The sequence below is a fragment of the Gemmobacter caeni genome, assembly GCF_003054195.1.
GTDB classification, from domain to species: domain Bacteria; phylum Pseudomonadota; class Alphaproteobacteria; order Rhodobacterales; family Rhodobacteraceae; genus Gemmobacter; species Gemmobacter caeni.
On record NZ_QBKP01000009.1, the window covers coordinates 167,972 to 184,432 of the forward strand.

15 protein-coding genes are annotated in these 16,461 nt (G+C 62.9%); 9 read left to right on the forward strand and 6 right to left on the reverse strand.

Annotation, left to right across the window (positions count from 1 at the left end):
- Nucleotides 1–73 precede the first annotated feature (73 nt).
- The 3 genes from C8N34_RS15200 to C8N34_RS15210 all read right to left on the reverse strand — a co-directional run bounded on the left by C8N34_RS15200 (nt 74) and on the right by C8N34_RS15210 (nt 3,662).
- Nucleotides 74–1,729, reverse strand: coding sequence for a DUF6119 family protein (locus C8N34_RS15200; protein ID WP_108129506.1), 1,656 nt, complete (start codon nt 1,727–1,729; stop codon nt 74–76).
- Nucleotides 1,726–3,066, reverse strand: coding sequence for a hypothetical protein (locus tag C8N34_RS15205; RefSeq protein WP_108129507.1), 1,341 nt, complete (start codon nt 3,064–3,066; stop codon nt 1,726–1,728). The genes C8N34_RS15200 and C8N34_RS15205 overlap by 4 nt, the downstream gene beginning before the upstream one ends.
- Nucleotides 3,067–3,464: 398 nt before the next feature.
- Nucleotides 3,465–3,662, reverse strand: a complete 198-nt coding sequence (locus tag C8N34_RS15210) for a hypothetical protein (protein ID WP_242013802.1) — start codon at nt 3,660–3,662, stop codon at nt 3,465–3,467.
- 15 nt (nt 3,663–3,677) lie between these two features.
- Here C8N34_RS15210 and C8N34_RS27310 point away from each other — a divergent pair, with 15 nt between their 5' ends.
- The gene (locus tag C8N34_RS27310; RefSeq protein ID WP_425320672.1) at nt 3,678–3,836 is read left to right on the forward strand and encodes a hypothetical protein; all 159 of its coding nucleotides are present in this window, start codon (nt 3,678–3,680) and stop codon (nt 3,834–3,836) included.
- Complete coding sequence (locus C8N34_RS25965; RefSeq protein WP_145693606.1) at nt 3,818–4,012, forward strand: hypothetical protein; 195 nt, start codon at nt 3,818–3,820, stop codon at nt 4,010–4,012. The genes C8N34_RS27310 and C8N34_RS25965 overlap by 19 nt, the downstream gene beginning before the upstream one ends.
- 24 nt (nt 4,013–4,036) lie before the next feature.
- On the opposite strand, the gene C8N34_RS15220 is transcribed toward C8N34_RS25965, so the two are convergent.
- Nucleotides 4,037–4,732, reverse strand: coding sequence for a type 1 glutamine amidotransferase (locus C8N34_RS15220; RefSeq protein WP_108129508.1), 696 nt, complete (start codon nt 4,730–4,732; stop codon nt 4,037–4,039).
- Between the two features lie 312 nt (nt 4,733–5,044).
- Between C8N34_RS15220 and guaB the strand changes: the two genes are divergently transcribed.
- The 4 genes from guaB to C8N34_RS15240 all read left to right on the forward strand — a co-directional run bounded on the left by guaB (nt 5,045) and on the right by C8N34_RS15240 (nt 10,841).
- The gene (gene guaB, locus C8N34_RS15225) at nt 5,045–6,493 is read left to right on the forward strand and encodes an IMP dehydrogenase (RefSeq protein ID WP_054303644.1); all 1,449 of its coding nucleotides are present in this window, start codon (nt 5,045–5,047) and stop codon (nt 6,491–6,493) included.
- On the forward strand, nt 6,493–7,278 hold the full coding sequence (locus C8N34_RS15230; protein ID WP_108129509.1) for an MBL fold metallo-hydrolase: 786 nt from the start codon (nt 6,493–6,495) through the stop codon (nt 7,276–7,278). The genes guaB and C8N34_RS15230 overlap by 1 nt, the downstream gene beginning before the upstream one ends.
- Entirely contained in the window at nt 7,275–8,423 is a 1,149-nt protein-coding gene (locus C8N34_RS15235; RefSeq protein WP_108129510.1) for an RsmB/NOP family class I SAM-dependent RNA methyltransferase, read from the forward strand. Before C8N34_RS15230 ends, C8N34_RS15235 begins: the two co-directional genes overlap by 4 nt.
- 96 nt (nt 8,424–8,519) lie before the next feature.
- A complete protein-coding gene (locus C8N34_RS15240) occupies nt 8,520–10,841 on the forward strand; it encodes an ATP-binding protein (protein ID WP_054303641.1) in 2,322 nt (773 codons plus the stop codon).
- Between the two features lie 12 nt (nt 10,842–10,853).
- Here the strand turns inward: C8N34_RS15240 and C8N34_RS15245 are convergent, their stop codons facing one another.
- Nucleotides 10,854–11,453 (reverse strand): hypothetical protein, encoded by a 600-nt coding sequence (locus C8N34_RS15245; RefSeq protein WP_108129511.1) that lies wholly within the window; start codon nt 11,451–11,453, stop codon nt 10,854–10,856.
- 204 nt (nt 11,454–11,657) lie between these two features.
- Here C8N34_RS15245 and recA point away from each other — a divergent pair, with 204 nt between their 5' ends.
- From recA to C8N34_RS15260, 3 genes are all read left to right on the forward strand, one after another.
- Nucleotides 11,658–12,728 (forward strand): recombinase RecA, encoded by a 1,071-nt coding sequence (gene recA, locus C8N34_RS15250; protein WP_054303639.1) that lies wholly within the window; start codon nt 11,658–11,660, stop codon nt 12,726–12,728.
- 173 nt (nt 12,729–12,901) lie between these two features.
- Complete coding sequence (alaS, locus tag C8N34_RS15255; protein WP_108129512.1) at nt 12,902–15,556, forward strand: alanine--tRNA ligase; 2,655 nt, start codon at nt 12,902–12,904, stop codon at nt 15,554–15,556.
- A 4-nt stretch (nt 15,557–15,560) separates the two neighbouring features.
- Nucleotides 15,561–15,851, forward strand: coding sequence for a DUF1330 domain-containing protein (locus C8N34_RS15260; protein WP_054303637.1), 291 nt, complete (start codon nt 15,561–15,563; stop codon nt 15,849–15,851).
- Nucleotides 15,852–15,870: 19 nt separating this feature from the next.
- Here C8N34_RS15260 and C8N34_RS15265 read toward each other — a convergent pair whose 3' ends face one another.
- On the reverse strand, nt 15,871–16,329 hold the full coding sequence (locus C8N34_RS15265; protein ID WP_054303723.1) for an Lrp/AsnC family transcriptional regulator: 459 nt from the start codon (nt 16,327–16,329) through the stop codon (nt 15,871–15,873).
- Between the last annotated feature and the right edge of the window lie 132 nt (nt 16,330–16,461).

A 16,461-nucleotide genomic window follows, 5' to 3' on the forward strand; every position in this document is an offset into this window, starting at 1 on the left:
TGTGTGAGGACCGCGCTTGAGGGCCTTAGGTTACTTGCCCACTGCCTTGGGGTGGTGGGGTTTAGTCTTTCGGTTATTCTATAACCTCCGCATCCTCTTCAGCGGCTTTCTTGGATCGTTTTGCTTTCGCCTTTGCGCCAGACTTCGGCTTCTCGATCCAGGCGAAAGCCCATTTGTAGCCGAGCGCGTGCAATTCGCGCGCAGCCTGGCGGAACGACACCAAGCTGAAGAAGGGGAGTTTCGGCTTATCAGATGCAGCAATGACGCTGTAGACGACGGTGAAATCACCACGGGTGAAGTCATTCCCGGAATTCGGAATGATGTCCTGGTAGCCGGTCTGTCCGGTTTCAGCCTGGACTGCGATCACTTCGTTCCGAACGCTGTCGCGCGACGGTGGGTCGGTCGCGAGGACACGTGCGGAGACGGTCCCTTGGCTGAAAAGGTGACTGAGTCGAGACGAGGACGTCTTGTCCTTAACGTGGATCAGTTGACGCTCACGGCCGAGAAAGTCGCAAGCTTCGATCTTGCTCGCCGCACCTGTTGGCTTGATGAGCCGACGGTCTAAGCAGATCATGTCCGCATCCAGACCGGCGACACGCTTGTTGTAGGTCTCTTCTGTCTCGTCAGCCTCAGCGGCAGGCATGTCGACCTTGCTTGTCATGTCGAAAAAATCCTGTACCTCTTTGGCGAGGTTCTGGTCAATCTGGTACCAGCGGCCTCCAGAGAAGACGTAGGTCGTGCCATCGAGTTCTGTTTCGAACACGATGCATTCCCGCAACTTCCACTTCCCACCACAGTCGTGGCCATCATCATCGACTTCGTGGACGGTGTGATTGCGGAGGTCCTCGTCCGAATAGCCGGCTTTCTCGCGCTCCTTCAATGCGTCGAGGTAACCGGGCAAGTCGAGGTCGGCATAAAGCTGCCAGCTGCGAAAACCCTTGTAGCGGATGAGGCTTGATTTCTCAGGGTCGTAAATGACCGGAAACGCGAGGTGAATACCGTCGGTCTCGCCTTCGTCAACCGCCTTCGCCAAAGCTTCAACCAGCCTGGCGTCCAGCTTGTCGATCAATTCTTGCTCGCGGATGTGGCGAATCTGGTCGATCCATCCGAAGTCGGTCTTGTAGTCGGTCTTCTGGTAGATTGCATACGTGTCCGCGCAAGCCTTGGCGAGTTCCGCAATCTCAAGCTTTCGGTTGAGCGTCAGGCCGTCGGTCCCCGCCACATAGGAGCCGAAGCCTGCATCCTTGGGCGTCCCCGCCAGACCACGGACAAGGTCACGCTCGATGTCGATGGCGAAGGCAGTCTGATCGGAGCCCCGGCTGGTCTGCGTACGGCGGGAAAGGGTATTCTCATCCGGTGTCCGAACGTCCGCGCTTTTTAACTGCTTCGGGTCAACCGAGTTGAGAACGACCCGAAGCCCAAAATCCTGCTCGAACGCCGCAGGATCAAGCTTGACGTGACCCATGCCAAAAGACACGGCGAACCAGCGCCCTGACGCCTGGACGAACACGAGTCCGAAGGCTGTGTGGTTGAAAACCTTCTTCTTCTCGTCTTCTGACAGTTCGAGAAATCCCGCCCATTTCGGCGCACCGCCGCCGAGCGTTGCCAATGAAATGAGTGCGCCTTCCAGCTTGTCCCATGGTGTTAGGTCTACACCGTCGCGCACTGCGTCAGCGGGGGCGAGGCGATCTCGAAGTAGGCGAATTGAAAGCTTCTGAGTATTGCTCATTCAGCGGCCTCCATTTCGGACGCGTGAGGAGGCGAGGTGTGCTTGATGGCGATCGTGACGGTCTTCCCTGTTTCCAGCACCTGCCGGACAATCTCGCTGAGTACAGCGGATTGCTCTATCGACGTGCCTACCCACGATCCAGCTACGAGCCCGACAAACTCCGAATTGTTGATTCGACGACCGACGTTCTTGAAGGTCAGAACCTTGCCGCCGCGCGGTCCCTTGAACAGACCAGCGGCATCCGCTCGTTTCCATAAATCGAGAGGCAGATAGATACCCTTGAAGAGTCCCTTGTCGTCGGGGTTGAAGACGACGCGCGGACAGAACTTTAGGAAAAACGGATTGTCCGAGAAGCGGAACCCATCAGGGTGCTCACCGCTTGGGAGCTTCCTGAGCTCGGCCAGTAGGGTTTCCATCCGCTGAACTTCGTCGCAGAACTGATCCTTCGCCCGCCAACGAAATTCCACCTCGTCTTCGCGCTTCTCCATCGCCTTGTATTGGACCATCACGAAGCTGCGGTAGGCTTCGTTGAAGTAGATGAGGTCGGCGCCAGTCTGTTGTTCGAGGGGCAGACGGTTGGCCATGATCACCGTCAACCGCTTCGACGAATCCTCTTCGCTCGCGAACACCTTCGAGCCGTAGTGGGTGGTCTCGCCCATAGCTTCAAAGCCCGGCACGGTCGAGAAGTCGGACAAAAGCATAGCATCTTCCCGAACCTGTGCGCCCGGCAGTCCATCAAGGAAGGATTGCTGTGAAGCGTCCGTCGGGGTCCACGCCAAAAGGTCATCTCGCGACATGCCAGCAATCTCGAGTGCGAGGCCGAGCGTTTCCTTCTGGTAGGCGAGGTTTTCGCGGGCACGGGGCTCGAGCCGCCGCAGCGCTTGGGCGCGGCGCTCGGAATAGCGCGCAAGGCGTGGGCTGACGGTCTCATCGAGTTGCGTGATACGATCAACAAATGCGCCGAGCGACTTTGGTGGGAGCAGGCCGCCTGTTTCCAAGCGTTGCTTGACGTGCCGGGCAACGCGTATGTCGATACCAGCAAGGATCTCATCGAAGCTCACGGGCCGCTTCAGCGGTTGGAGTTCTTCGAGATTCAGCCGGACGAGGCCTGTGCCCGCTGACTGTCCTTTTCGTCCGCCGGCGATGTGAGTGATGAAGCCATCCTCGAAGGACGCGAAGACGGCAAGCGGCGCGCGACGGCTGTGGTCGAAGCGCGGAACAGGTTCCGAGACAAAGGGTTTCGGCGAATAAAACGAACCGCCATGTTCGGCTTCGTTGAGCAGCAACTCTCTCCTTTGCTTCGGGACCCGAAGAATGTAGCCACCAGCCGCCACCATCGTTTTATGTCCTTCTTCGTAGAGCGGGCGCCAAAGCAAAAAACTCCAAAGCATTAAGGCTTACGGCTAGCCGGAAAAGACTCGAGATAATAATCCAATAAGCTTGACTTGTATTGATCGCGTCCGCAACTAACTTTGGTCTTCGCGCTCACTCGAAATAATTTGAAAGTACCCAGGGTCTGCTTTTCGGATGTCGCGTTGCAGAGACTCCGGCTATGGCCAATGTCCGCGATGGGCCGGAGGCGTAGATATTCAAGCGTGCAGAATCCTCCTTGCCCTGAATAAGTTCCCACCGGGTTTCATACGGATTTTGGCAGTCCGTTCCCACCCTGAACGGGGCAGGTCGGGTCACTCTATGTGCAGGCCTGATCAGGCGACGATGTCCGCGTCACCCGGCCTCAGCCGGACCCAAGCGAAAGCAGCGCGCGACGAAATTCCGGCTCGCTTAGCACCACCTCGCCCGCACCAAGCGCCTCGGCGTGGCTGAGGGCGCGGGCGGTTAGGGTCTGGGCGGTCTCGATGGCGCGGGGCAGGGCAAGGCCCCGCCCGATGGCCGACAACGGGATGGCTGGCGTTTCGACTTCCATCATCTTCACCAGAAGTCCGGGGCACTGTCGCCCTTCAAGCGGTTTGCCTTCGAGCTTTGCGACATCATCCGGCGGCAGCCGCTGCCGGGCCGAGCGCTGGACGCAGCTCGATCGTCAGTTGCTGCGGGATGCGGGGCGTTCGCGCATCCTCGACATGGCGCCGGATGCGGATCGGCACCATAGCCGATTTCCGCAATGGCGCGGACCGGATTGATCTTGGGGATGGCCTGCGGTTCTGCGATGTGAACGAGACCTCGATCCCCGGCGTGGTCCGGCTGACTTTCGACGGGGCGCCGGGGCTGTCGCTCACCGTCATGGGGATCACGGCCGCGCAGCTTGGGGCCGAGGATTTCCTCTGACAGGCAACCGTTGCCGGGCGCGGTTCAGATCCGCGCCACGAAGGCCCGGGCCAGCATCAGGCCATTGCGGTCAGCCTCAACCCCGACCCGCGCGGCCTCTTGCGGGTGCCGGTCCAGCCAGCCGGGAGACATGCCTTCCATCACCGCCGGAAATCCGCGCGCCCAGTCAGCCACCACGCCGCGATGCGCCTCGAAATGGAACTGCGTGGCATAGGTGGCCCGGCCCAGACGAAAGGCTTGCTGCGTGGCACCGGCCGAGCGCGCCAGATGAAGCGCCCCTTCGGGCAGGGTGAAGGTGTCGGAATGCCACTGGAAACTGATGAAGCGTTCGGGCAGGCAGCCCAGCACCGGATCGGCGGTTCCCTCCGGGGTCAGTTCGACGCTGCACCAGCCAAATTCCGGCGCCGTTCCGATCCGGTTCTCCGCCCCGAAACCGCGCGCAAGAAGCTGGCTGCCAAGGCAGATGCCCAGAACGGCGCGATCCGCCCCGGAAAAAGCCCGCATCCGGCGGGCGAGTTCGGGCAGGTAGGGGTGGCTGTCATCGGCCCGCGCGTGCTGTTCGCCGCCGAAGACGACCAGCGCATCGTAATCGGCGGGATCAGGCAACTGGCCATCGACCCAGGGCTTGTAGAGCCCGATCCGCGCCGCGGCCTCGTGCAGGGCGACGCCGACCTGACCGTGATGGGTGACCTTCGTATTCTCGACAATGGCGACGCGCATCCTGCCCTCCGTTCCGCCGCGCCATCCTGCACGTCCGGGCGGGACACTCAAGCCCCGCTGGAAAGGGGGCTTTCCGCCCCCTCTTGCCTTCGGCAATTCACCCCCGAGGATATTTGGACCAAGGTAAACGGACCTGCTTTTATCTTGGCAACAATATCCCCGGGGGTGAGCCCCGGAGGGCCGAGGGGGCCGACAGCCGCCTTGCGGCCCCTCCGCCCGCAGCGCGCATGATTTCCCCTTGCGCTTCCTTGCGCCCCGTGAAATGGGGAAGCGCCAAACGATCCCATCCATAGACCCGTTCAGGAGGCTCCCATGGAGATTCGCGAGGCGCTCACCTTTGACGATGTGCTTCTGGTTCCGGCGGCGAGCAATGTGCTGCCGTCCGATGCCGATACGTCCACCTTCGTGACGAAGCAGATCCGCATGAATATCCCGCTGCTTTCCTCGGCGATGGATACGGTGACCGAGGCACGCATGGCGATTGCCATGGCGCAGGCGGGTGGTCTGGGGGTGATCCACCGCAATCTCGACATCGAGGCACAGGCGCGCGAGGTGCGGCGGGTGAAGCGGTTCGAAAGCGGCATCGTCTATTCCCCGATCACGCTGACGCCCGATCAGACGCTGGCCGATGCCAAGGCGCTTCAGGATCGTTACAACGTCACCGGCTTCCCGGTCGTCGATGCCGAGGGGCGCGTGGTTGGCATCGTGACCAACCGCGACATGCGCTTCGCTTCGGATGACCGCACCCCGGTCAGTGTGATGATGAGTGCCGACAATCTCGCTGTGCTGCGCGAGCCGGTGGACCGCGATCAGGCGATCAGCCTGATGAAGGCGCGGCGGATCGAGAAGCTTCTGGTCACCGATGGCAAGGGCAAGTTGACCGGCCTCCTGACCCTGAAGGATACCGAGCAAAGCGTGCTGAACCCGCAGGCCTGCAAGGACGAGCTTGGCCGCCTGCGCGTCGCTGCCGCCTCGACCGTGGGGGATGCCGGGTTCGAGCGCAGCCAGGCGCTGATCGACGCGGGCGTGGACATGGTGGTGATCGACACCGCGCATGGCCATTCAGAGGGTGTCGCCCGCGCGGTGGAACGTATCAAGGCGCTGTCGAACACCGTTCAGGTGGTGGCGGGCAATGTCGCCACCGCCGAGGCGACCCGCGCGCTGATCGGCGCCGGCGCCGATGCGGTGAAGGTCGGCATCGGGCCAGGCTCGATCTGCACCACCCGTATCGTTGCGGGCGTGGGCGTGCCGCAACTGACCGCGATCATGGACAGCGCGGGCGCTGCAGGGGATATTCCGGTTATCGCTGACGGCGGCATCAAATATTCGGGCGATTTCGCCAAGGCCATCGCGGGCGGCGCCTCCTGCGCCATGGTCGGTTCGGCCATCGCGGGCACCGATGAAAGCCCGGGCGAGGTGATCCTGTGGAACGGCCGTTCGTTCAAGAGCTATCGCGGCATGGGCAGCCTCGGCGCCATGGCGCGCGGCTCGGCCGACCGCTACTTCCAGAAGGATGCCGCCAGCGACAAGCTGGTGCCAGAAGGGATTGAAGGGCAGGTGCCCTACAAGGGGTCTGCCGCTGCCGTGATCCATCAGCTTGTCGGCGGTCTGCGCGCTGCCATGGGCTACACCGGAAACCGCACGGTGGCCGAGATGCGGCAGGGTTGCAATTTCGTGCGCATCACCGGGGCAGGGCTGAAGGAAAGCCATGTCCATGACGTGCAGATCACCCGCGAAAGCCCGAACTACCGGATCGGCTGATGCGGGCAACGGGCGATACCCTGCGCTGGGACGGGGCAGAGCTGATCCGGCTTTATGACGGCGCCGTGCGCTTCGGGCAGGATTTCTTTCCCGACCCGCGCGGCACTGCCTTGCCGGACGAAGTTGTCCTGCCGGTGCAGGCCTATCTGCTGCGTCGTCCGGGTGCCGCGCCGCTGCTGATCGATACCGGCTCGGGCGCGCTATATGGCGACAAAGGCGGGCGTGTGGCCAGGGCGTTGGCCGCGCTGGGGCTGGCACCGGATGATATCGGCGATCTGGTCCTCACCCATCTGCATGGCGATCATTGCGGTGGGCTGCTGAGCGATGGATATTCCGCTTCCCGGCTGCATGTCGGAGCGGTGGAAGCCGATTACTGGGCCGCACAGGATCATGCAGCCTCGGGTCGTGTGCTGGCGGAAAACGCCAGCCGCATTCGCCGCGCGCAGGACGGCGAGGAAATTGCGCCCGGTGTCCGGGCCTGGGGCTTGCCCGGCCATACGCCCGGTCAGATCGGGCTGGTGATCGATGATCGCGTGGCGGTGGTGGGCGACATGCTGCACCGCGCCGATATCCAGCTTGCCGATCCGCGGATCGCCACCAAATTCGACGTCGACCCGGCGCAGGCGGTGGCGACCCGTCTCGCCGCGCTGGAGCGGATCGCTGCGGAAGGCTGGGTTTTCTGCGCCGGTCACGCGCGTCTGCCGGGGCAGGAGGAAGGCGCAACGGGCCAGCCCTTCCTGCGGCTGCAACGTGCCGGAACAGGCTGGCAGGCGGTGGCGGCATGACGCCTGCCGCCCGCCTCTCTGCTGCCATCGGCATTCTGGATCGTATTCTGGCGGGCTCACCCGCCGAACAGACGCTGACAAACTGGGGCCGAGCCTCGCGTTTTGCCGGATCTGGCGACCGGAATGCGGTGCGTGATCTGGTGTTCGACGCGCTGCGCTGTCGGCGGAGTTTCGCCGCGCTCGGTGGCGGTGAGACCGGGCGCGGGCTGATCCTCGGCGGCTTGCGTTCGGCAGGGCAAGACCCCGAGAGTTTTTTCAGCGGCGAGGGCCATGCGCCCGCGCCGCTGACATCGGCGGATGCGGGCCAGACGCCCGAAGGTTATGCCGCGCACGATCTGCCTGACTGGCTCGGCCCCCGGATGGAACAGGATCTGGGCACCGATTTCCGGGCAATTGCCGAAGCCCTGCGCCACCGTGCGCCCGTGTTCCTGCGGGTGAATACCGCACGCTGTGCGCTCTCTGACGCGCAGGCTGCGCTGGCGGCTGAGGGGATCGAAACCGTCCCGCATCCGCTGTCGCCCACCGCACTGCAAGTGACGGGCGGCGCCCGCAAGGTGGCCGGATCGGCCGCCTATGCCGATGGGATTGTGGAGTTGCAGGATGCCGCTTCGCAGGCGGTGGTGGATGCGCTGCCGCTGGCGGATGGCCAGCGCGTGCTTGAATATTGCGCGGGCGGCGGCGGCAAGACTCTGGCCATGGCGGCGCGGGCGCGGCTGAAGCTGTTTGCCCATGACGCCGATCCGCGCCGGATGCGCGACCTGCCCGCGCGGGCGAAACGTGCCGGAGCGCGCGTGACGCTGACCGAGGCGCCGCAGGGTCCTTTTGATCTTGTCCTCGCCGATGCGCCCTGTTCCGGTTCCGGCAGCTGGCGCCGCGCGCCCGAGGGCAAGTGGCTGCTGACGCCCGATCGGCTTGCTGGAGTGATCGCGGTGCAGGAGCAGATTCTTGACCGTATCGCCACACTGGTCGCGCCCGGTGGTGTGCTGGCCTATGCCACCTGTTCGCTGCTGCGGGCCGAAAACGAGGCCCAGATCGCTGCGTTTCAGGCCAGATCACCGGGTTGGAGCCTCGCGAGCCAGCGCCGCCTGACCCCGCTGGATGGTGGCGATGGCTTCTTCGTCGCCGTGCTGCGGCGCGATCAGTAAAGCTCGAAACAAAGAGCTGTGGGAGGCCGACGTCGGTTAAGCGGCGGTTAACCTTTTCCCTGCCGAATGGTGCCAGACGATTCCCGGAGAGGGCGGATGGTGGACAGGAACCTTGTGGGCGCAGGCATCTCGCGGCGTCCACTGGCCGAAACGGTGACGGCCTTCGCGCAAAGGCTGGGCCAGGGGGCCTGGCTTCTGCTGGCCGCGGCACTGGGCTGCGCGGTGACGGTCGCTCTGGCGCCGCCGGGGCAGAACCGGCTGATTGCCGCCAGTGTCGGCATGACGCTCTGCCTGCTGGTCCTTGGCCTGCGCGGCATAACCCTGGCGCAGGCGCTGCGCCTGCGTCGGCTGGAACGCGATCTGGGCCTGCTGATGGGGCAGGATGCGACCCCATGTTTTTCCACGGACGGCGTGGGTGTGATCCGTTTTCAGAATGCCGCCGCGCGGGCCAGATTTGGACCCCGCGACGGGACCACGCTGATGGCCTCGCTTCAGGATCACTTCGTCAGCCCGGCTTCGGTGCTTTATCGGCTGCAAAGCCGCGCCATGAACGGCGGCGCCGCGCGCGAGGATGTGGTGACCCGCAATGCCCATACCCGGCTCAGTTGTCACCGGATCGGTCCCACAATGTTCCTGTGGCGGCTGGAGGAATTTCTGGATCGCACGGGCGTCGGTCGTGGTGCTGAAACGCTCAGCCTTCCCATGCTGGTGGCAAACAAGGCCGGGGTAATCCTGTTCAGCAACGAGGCGATGCGGCGGCTCGCGGGCGGGCGCCCCCGGCATCTGGACCGGATTTTTACCACCACGCGCCTGCGCAGCGGCGAGGAGATCGAGGTTGACGGGGCGGACGGCAAGATCCGGGCCATTCTGGCCGAGATCGAGGGGCCGGGCGAACGGCGTGAGATCTATCTTCTGCCGATGCCGGGACAGGCCGAACTGACATCAACCGATTTCGAAACGGTCCCCGTGGCCCTTCTGAAATTCGCGGCGGACGGGGCCCTCATGTCCGCCAATCGCGCGGCGCGCGAGGCGATCGGGCTGGCACCCGATCAGGATATCAGTATTGCCGACCTGTTCGAGGGGCTGGGACGTCCGGTCACCGACTGGCTGGCCGACGTCATGGCAGAGCGTGTGCCATCGGGGGCCGAGGTGTTGCGGCTTGGCACGGCAGAGACAGACCGTTTTTTCCAGATCACATTACGTCGCATCGTCGAAGGCGGCAGACCACTGGCATTGGCTGTCCTGACCGATGCAACCGCGCTCAAAACCTTGGAAGCCCAGTTTGTCCAGAGCCAGAAAATGCAGGCCATCGGACAACTCGCCGGGGGGATTGCCCATGATTTCAACAATCTGCTGACCGCGATATCCGGGCATTGCGATCTTCTGCTGTTGCGGCATGACTGCGCCGATCCCGAATATGCCGATCTGGTGCAGATCCATCAGAACGCGAACCGTGCGGCGAGTCTGGTCGGTCAGTTACTGGCCTTCTCGCGTAAACAGACCCTGAAGCCAGAGCGGCTGGACCTGCAGGAACTGCTTTCTGACCTGACGCATTTGCTCAACCGGCTGGTTGGTGAACGGATCAGTCTGAGCCTGGCCCATGCACCGGACCTCGGCCCGATCCGGGCCGACAAGCGCCAGTTGGAGCAGGTACTGATGAATCTTGTCGTCAATGCGCGGGATGCCATGCCGGACGGTGGAACGATCCGTATCGAGACCGAGGCGTTGACCCTGAAAGAAGAGCTTCGGCGCGACCGCGCCGTGGTTCCGCCTGGCGACTATGCCGTGATCCGTGTGCTCGATACCGGCTGCGGCATATCGCCAGAGAGGTTGCAGAAAGTTTTTGAGCCCTTCTACACAACCAAGCGGGTCGGCGAGGGGACGGGGCTTGGCCTCTCTACGGCCTATGGAATCGTCAAACAGTCCGGTGGCTTCATCTTCGTGGACAGCGAAGTCGGCCACGGCACCGTGTTCCATCTCTATTTCCCGATCAATTCCGCCGGGAGCACGGTACAGAAAACAGCACCTTCTCGTCGTAATCCGGCCCGGTTGGGGGAAGGGGTGGTCCTGCTGGTCGAGGACGAGGCCCCGGTGCGTGCTTTTGCGAGCCGCGCGCTTCGCCTGCGCGGCTATACGGTGCTTGAGGCCGACAGCGCCGAAGCTGCCCTCAAAACGCTGGAAGACCCGGCGGTGAATGTCGATATCTTCGTGACCGACGTGGTGATGCCCGGGATGGACGGGCCAAGCTGGGTCCGGCAGGCACTGGAAACGCGGCCGAATGTGCGGGTGGTCTTTGTGTCCGGCTATGCCGAAGATTGCCTGTCACAGTCGCAGGCGCGCATCCCAAATTCGGTATTCCTTCCGAAACCCTTCTCGCTCAGCGATCTGACCGATACGGTGCAGCAGCAGTTGCACTGAAATATCGGGTGCTTAGCCCTGGCTGGCGACAGTGTCGTATAGCTCGAACTCCATGGCGGCGACCTTGCGCAGCAGCTTTTCGGTTGCAGGGTCCAGCCCGAGTTCCATGACGGGCGAGACATTCAGCCTGGGCAGAAGGATCTCACAGTTCAGCCGGTCCTCCAGAAACTGGATCAGATCCTCGATCCTCTCATAGCGGAACAGTCGGGTCAGACCCTTTTCATTCTTCGGCGCCAGAAACTGCGACTGCGCGCCGACGGCGGCATAGGCGGGTGGGGCATCGGAGCAATAGTCGCGAACAAACTGATCAAAACTGATCCCGGCGGTGCTTTTCGCCGCGTCGCCAATATCCTCGCGCTGACGATAGCGATACCAGCTTCCAAGCCAGTCCAGAGGCTCCCGGATCGTCGCGATCACGTCGAACGGCGCCCCCGCGGCGCTTTCCAGCCAGGGTCCGATAAAGCGGTGATATTTGCGGAGGTTCGCATGTTTCAATTGCGGGGGCCGCTGAATCGCCAGATGAGCAAGCGATTCGAGCGCGGCCTCGATAGCGGTGGTCCCTGTCTTGGGCGTCGCCAGCATGGTCAGTCGCTGGTGCCAGAAAACGAGCATTCCTGCCTCTTTTTTACATCGGGATGCCTCTGACCCCGCCCTTGTAAACTATCTCTTAACCCGAATGGGAAAAAGCTGATTTTACGGAAGAGACAGAAGATTTGTTCTTGTTTTGATCTGGAAAATCTGGAACAAGAGGGGAACAAGCTGCAAAGCGCCCGCACATTGCCCAGACCGTGCGGCTATGGGATAAGGACCGAAGAAATGGCAACGGCAACCCTGCTCGATCTGAACGGAAAGCGCGATATGGACAAGCAGAAGGCGCTCGAAAGTGCGCTGGCACAAATTGAACGGCAGTTCGGCAAGGGCTCGATCATGAAGCTCGGTGCCGAGAACCCGGCGATGGAGATCGAGGCGACCTCGACCGGCTCGCTGGGGCTGGATATCGCGCTGGGGATCGGCGGGCTGCCGAAAGGCCGCATTGTCGAAATCTATGGGCCTGAAAGCTCCGGCAAGACCACGCTGACCCTGCATGTGGTGGCGGAAGAGCAGAAGAAGGGTGGGGTTTGTGCCTTTGTCGATGCCGAGCATGCACTGGACCCAAGCTACGCGCGTAAGCTGGGTGTTAATCTTGATGAACTTCTGATCAGCCAGCCCGACACCGGCGAACAGGCGCTGGAGATCGTGGATACGCTGGTGCGTTCCGGCGCCGTCAGTCTCGTGGTGGTCGACTCGGTCGCGGCGCTGACCCCGAAGGCCGAGATTGAGGGCGACATGGGTGACGCCACAGTTGGCGCGCAGGCCCGCCTGATGAGCCAGGCGATGCGCAAGCTGACCGCCTCGATTGGCCGCTCGAACTGCATGGTAATTTTCATTAACCAGATCCGTATGAAAATCGGCGTGATGTTCGGCAATCCCGAAACCACCACCGGCGGTCATGCGCTGAAGTTCTACGCCAGCGTTCGTCTGGATATCCGCCGCATCGGTGCGATCAAGGAGCGCGACGAGGTGGTGGGCAACTCAACTCGTGTGAAGGTGGTGAAGAACAAGGTGGCCCCGCCGTTCAAGCAGGTTGAATTCGACATCATGTATGGTGAGGGGATCTCGAAAACCGGCGAGCTGATCGACATCGGCGTCAAGGCCGGCGTGGTCGAGAAATCGGGTTCGTGGTATTCCTATGGGGATGAGCGCATCGGCCAGGGGCGTGAGAATGCCAAGAATTTTCTGAAGGCCAATCCCACCGTCGCCATGGAAATCGAAGACAAGATCCGTGCCGCCAACGGGCTCGATTTCCACATGTCAGAGCCCGGCTCGGAAGACGTTGTGGATATGTGATCAAATTCAGTCCGCAAGCGACGACACTCAAGGGGCGGTCTGGTGACGGACCGCCTTTTTGCATGTGCCCGTGCCCTGTGACCCTTGCAATGGTGGACAGCCCCGCGCCACGCCGCTAAACGGATCGCAACAGCATTCCCGCCCTAGGGGCGCAGCCGCGGAGCCTCGACATCATGCCGTCGTTGAACGACATCCGGTCCACCTATCTCGATTACTTCCGCCGTAACGGTCACACGGTCGTGGACTCGAGCCCGCTCGTACCCCGCAATGACCCGACGCTGATGTTCACCAACTCGGGCATGGTGCAGTTCAAGAACTGCTTCACCGGCGTGGAAAAACGCGACTATGTGCGCGCCACGACGGCGCAGAAATGCGTGCGGGCGGGCGGCAAGCACAACGATCTGGACAATGTCGGCTATACGGCGCGGCACCACACCTTCTTCGAAATGCTCGGCAACTTCTCGTTCGGCGATTACTTCAAATCCGAGGCGATCCCTTTCGCATGGGAACTGCTGACCAAGGATTTCGATATCCCGAAGGAACGGCTGCTGGTCACCGTCTATCACACCGATGACGAGGCGGCGAATATCTGGAAGAAGGTCGCGGGCCTGTCTGATGACCGGATCATCCGCATCCCGACCAACGACAATTTCTGGATGATGGGGCCGACCGGGCCCTGTGGCCCCTGCACCGAGATTTTCTTCGATCACGGCGACAAGATCTGGGGTGGCCCGCCTGGCAGCGCCGAGGAGGATGGCGACCGTTTCATCGAGATCTGGAACCTCGTGTTCATGCAATATGAACAGTTCGAGGATGGCTCGAAGCGCGAGCTGGACATGCAGTCGATCGACACCGGCATGGGGCTGGAACGGATCGGCGCGCTGCTTCAGGGCAAGCACGACAATTATGACACCGATCTGATGCGCGCGCTGATCGAGGCTTCGGCCAATGTCACCAACGGCGACCCGGACGGCCCCGGCAAGGTGCATCACCGCGTCATCGCCGATCACCTGCGTTCAACCTCCTTCCTGATCGCAGATGGCGTGATGCCCTCGAACGAGGGGCGCGGCTATGTGCTGCGCCGCATCATGCGCCGCGCGATGCGGCATGCGCATATGCTGGGTGCCCAGGACCCGGTGATGTACCGGCTGGTCCCGGCGCTGGTGCGGCAGATGGGCGGGCATTACCCGGAACTGACCCGCGCGCAGGCCCTGATCGAAGAGACGCTGAAGCTGGAGGAAACCCGGTTCCGCACCACGCTGGATCGTGGCCTTCGGCTGCTGGATGACGAACTCGCGCGGCTGCCGGAAGGCGGCGATCTGCCGGGGGCGGCGGCCTTCAAGCTTTACGATACCTACGGCTTCCCGCTGGATCTGACGCAGGATGCGCTGCGCGAGAAAGGCCGGGCGGTGGATGTCGCCGGTTTCGACGTGGCAATGGAGGAACAGCGCGCCAAGGCGCGTGCGTCCTGGGCGGGCTCGGGCGAGGCCAGGGATGCCGCGATCTGGTTCGAACTGGCCGAGGCGCATGGTACGACCGAATTCCTTGGCTATGACACCGAAACTGCTGAGGGGCAGATCCTGGCGCTGGTGAAGGATGGTGCGGCGATTGGCGATGCGGCGCAAGGCGCTGCCGTGCAGATCGTGGTGAACCAGACGCCCTTCTATGCCGAAAGCGGCGGTCAGGTCGGCGACAGCGGGCTGATCCGCACCGATACCGGCCTTGCGCGTGTGACCGACACCAAGAAGGCTGCCGGTGTGTTCATCCATATGACCGAGGTGGTCGAAGGGTCGATCCTGCGCGGCCAGCCCGCCAAGCTGGAGGTCGAGCACAAGCGTCGCGGCGCGATCCGCGCAAATCACTCTGCCACACACCTGCTGAACGAGGCGCTGCGCCGGATTCTGGGTGATCACGTCGCGCAGCGTGGCTCGTTGAACGCGGCGGACCGGCTGCGCTTTGACTTCGCCCATGCCAAGGCGCTGTCGCCCGAGGAACTGGCGCAGGTCGAGGCGGAGGTGAATGCTTTCATCCGCCAGAACGGTGCCGTGGAAACCCGGGTGATGACCCCGGATGATGCGCGTGGCCTGGGCGCACAGGCGCTGTTTGGCGAGAAATACGGTGACGAGGTGCGCGTCGTTTCGATGGGCACGCTGCCGGGTTCAGGCAAGGGCACCGATGGGCATACCTATAGCCTTGAACTTTGTGGCGGCACCCATGTCGCCCGTCTGGGCGAGATCGGCGCCTTCCTTCTGCTCAGCGATAGTGCTTCGTCGGCCGGTGTGCGGCGGATCGAGGCGCTGACGGGCGAGGGGGCTCTGGCCTATGTCGCGGAACAGCAGAAGCTGCTGGCAGATGTGGCCGCGGTCCTGAAGGCGCCCGCAACCGAACTGGCCGACCGCGCACGCGCGCTGCTGGACGAACGCCGCAAGCTGGAGAACGAGGTTGCCACCCTGCGCCGCGAACTGGCGATGGGTGGTAAATCCGGCGGACCGGAAGCCAGGGAAATCAACGGTGTGAAGCTGATTGCTCAGGTCATGCAGGGGGTTTCCGGCAAGGATCTGCCCGGCCTCATCGACGAGATGAAGGCCCGTATCGGCTCGGGTGCGGTGCTGCTGATCGCTGATACCGGCGCGAAGCCGGCCGTGGCGGCCGGGGTGACGGCGGATCTGACCGATCGCCTGTCGGCGGTGACACTGGTCAAGGCTGCGGCCGAGGCGCTGGGTGGCAAGGGAGGCGGTGGCCGGCCCGACATGGCGCAGGCAGGTGGTGCCGACATCACGCTGGCCGATCAGGCCATTGCCGCCGTTGAAACCGTGATTGGAGGCTGACCCGATGCCGACTGCCCTGTGGATTGCTCATGTGACCGTCACCGACGCCGAAGCTTACGGCAAATACGCCAAGGAGGCCGGCCCGGCCATCGCCGCGCATGGTGGGGCCTTCCTCGCCCGCGGCGGCCGTTATGTGCAGCTGGAAGGCAATGACCGCGCGCGCAATGTGGTTGCCCGCTTCCCCTCGCTGGAGGCTGCCGTTGCCTGCTACAACAGCGACGCCTATCAGGCGGCGCTGGCCCATGCAAAAGGCGCCAGCATTCGCGATCTGTGTGTCGTCGAAGAAGCCGAATGATCTTTGGCGCCGCGCTGCCTCAGACCGGCAGCGCGGTGGTCTCCTTGGTCTCCTCCATCACAAAGCTGGAGGAGACATCGTGCAGTTCGACTCGCGCGATCAGATCCTTGTAAAGCCGGTCGAACGCCTTCACATCCGCCACTCGCGCGCGGATCAGGTAATCCAGATCGCCGGTCATCCGGTAGGCGCCCAGAATTTCCGGCATGTCGCGCGTGGCGCGGGTGAATTTCTCCAGCCAGTCGGGGGTATGACGCTCGGCCCGGATCATCATGAAGACGGTCAGGCCCAGCCCGAGCTTTTCCGGGTCCAGCAGCGCGACACGGGCACGTATCACGCCGCTTTCCTCCAGCGCCCTGACCCGGCGCCAGACCGCATTGCGGGACAGGCCGATCCTTTCGCCCAGATCCTCCAGCGAAAGACTGGCGTCCCTTTGCAGGATGGCGAGGATGCGGCGGTCGATATGGTCAAGTTTCTCCATATTTCGTAGGATCGCGGGAATTGTTCCCGTTTTCAAGCGCGGACAAGGCGTCATGCCATCTTCATTTTTCTGCCACATGCTGTAGGATGCGAGTGCAGAAACCCCGCAATACAGGCGACGACCGGATCAACC

What these genes read in the sequence shown, in the direction of transcription:
- C8N34_RS25965 (WP_145693606.1), top strand. Translation starts at nt 3,818, where the DNA reads ATGCGGATCGGCACCATAGCCGATTTCCGCAATGGCGCGGACCGGATT.
- C8N34_RS15235 (WP_108129510.1), top strand. Translation starts at nt 7,275, where the DNA reads ATGACGCCTGCCGCCCGCCTCTCTGCTGCCATCGGCATTCTGGATCGT.
- recA (WP_054303639.1), top strand. Translation starts at nt 11,658, where the DNA reads ATGGCAACGGCAACCCTGCTCGATCTGAACGGAAAGCGCGATATGGAC.
- C8N34_RS15220 (WP_108129508.1), bottom strand. Translation starts at nt 4,732, where the DNA reads ATGCGCGTCGCCATTGTCGAGAATACGAAGGTCACCCATCACGGTCAG.
- C8N34_RS15205 (WP_108129507.1), bottom strand. Translation starts at nt 3,066, where the DNA reads ATGGTGGCGGCTGGTGGCTACATTCTTCGGGTCCCGAAGCAAAGGAGA.
- C8N34_RS15265 (WP_054303723.1), bottom strand. Translation starts at nt 16,329, where the DNA reads ATGGAGAAACTTGACCATATCGACCGCCGCATCCTCGCCATCCTGCAA.
- alaS (WP_108129512.1), top strand. Translation starts at nt 12,902, where the DNA reads ATGCCGTCGTTGAACGACATCCGGTCCACCTATCTCGATTACTTCCGC.
- C8N34_RS15200 (WP_108129506.1), bottom strand. Translation starts at nt 1,729, where the DNA reads ATGAGCAATACTCAGAAGCTTTCAATTCGCCTACTTCGAGATCGCCTC.
- C8N34_RS15230 (WP_108129509.1), top strand. Translation starts at nt 6,493, where the DNA reads ATGCGGGCAACGGGCGATACCCTGCGCTGGGACGGGGCAGAGCTGATC.
- C8N34_RS15260 (WP_054303637.1), top strand. Translation starts at nt 15,561, where the DNA reads ATGCCGACTGCCCTGTGGATTGCTCATGTGACCGTCACCGACGCCGAA.
- C8N34_RS15240 (WP_054303641.1), top strand. Translation starts at nt 8,520, where the DNA reads ATGGTGGACAGGAACCTTGTGGGCGCAGGCATCTCGCGGCGTCCACTG.
- C8N34_RS15245 (WP_108129511.1), bottom strand. Translation starts at nt 11,453, where the DNA reads ATGCTCGTTTTCTGGCACCAGCGACTGACCATGCTGGCGACGCCCAAG.
- guaB (WP_054303644.1), top strand. Translation starts at nt 5,045, where the DNA reads ATGGAGATTCGCGAGGCGCTCACCTTTGACGATGTGCTTCTGGTTCCG.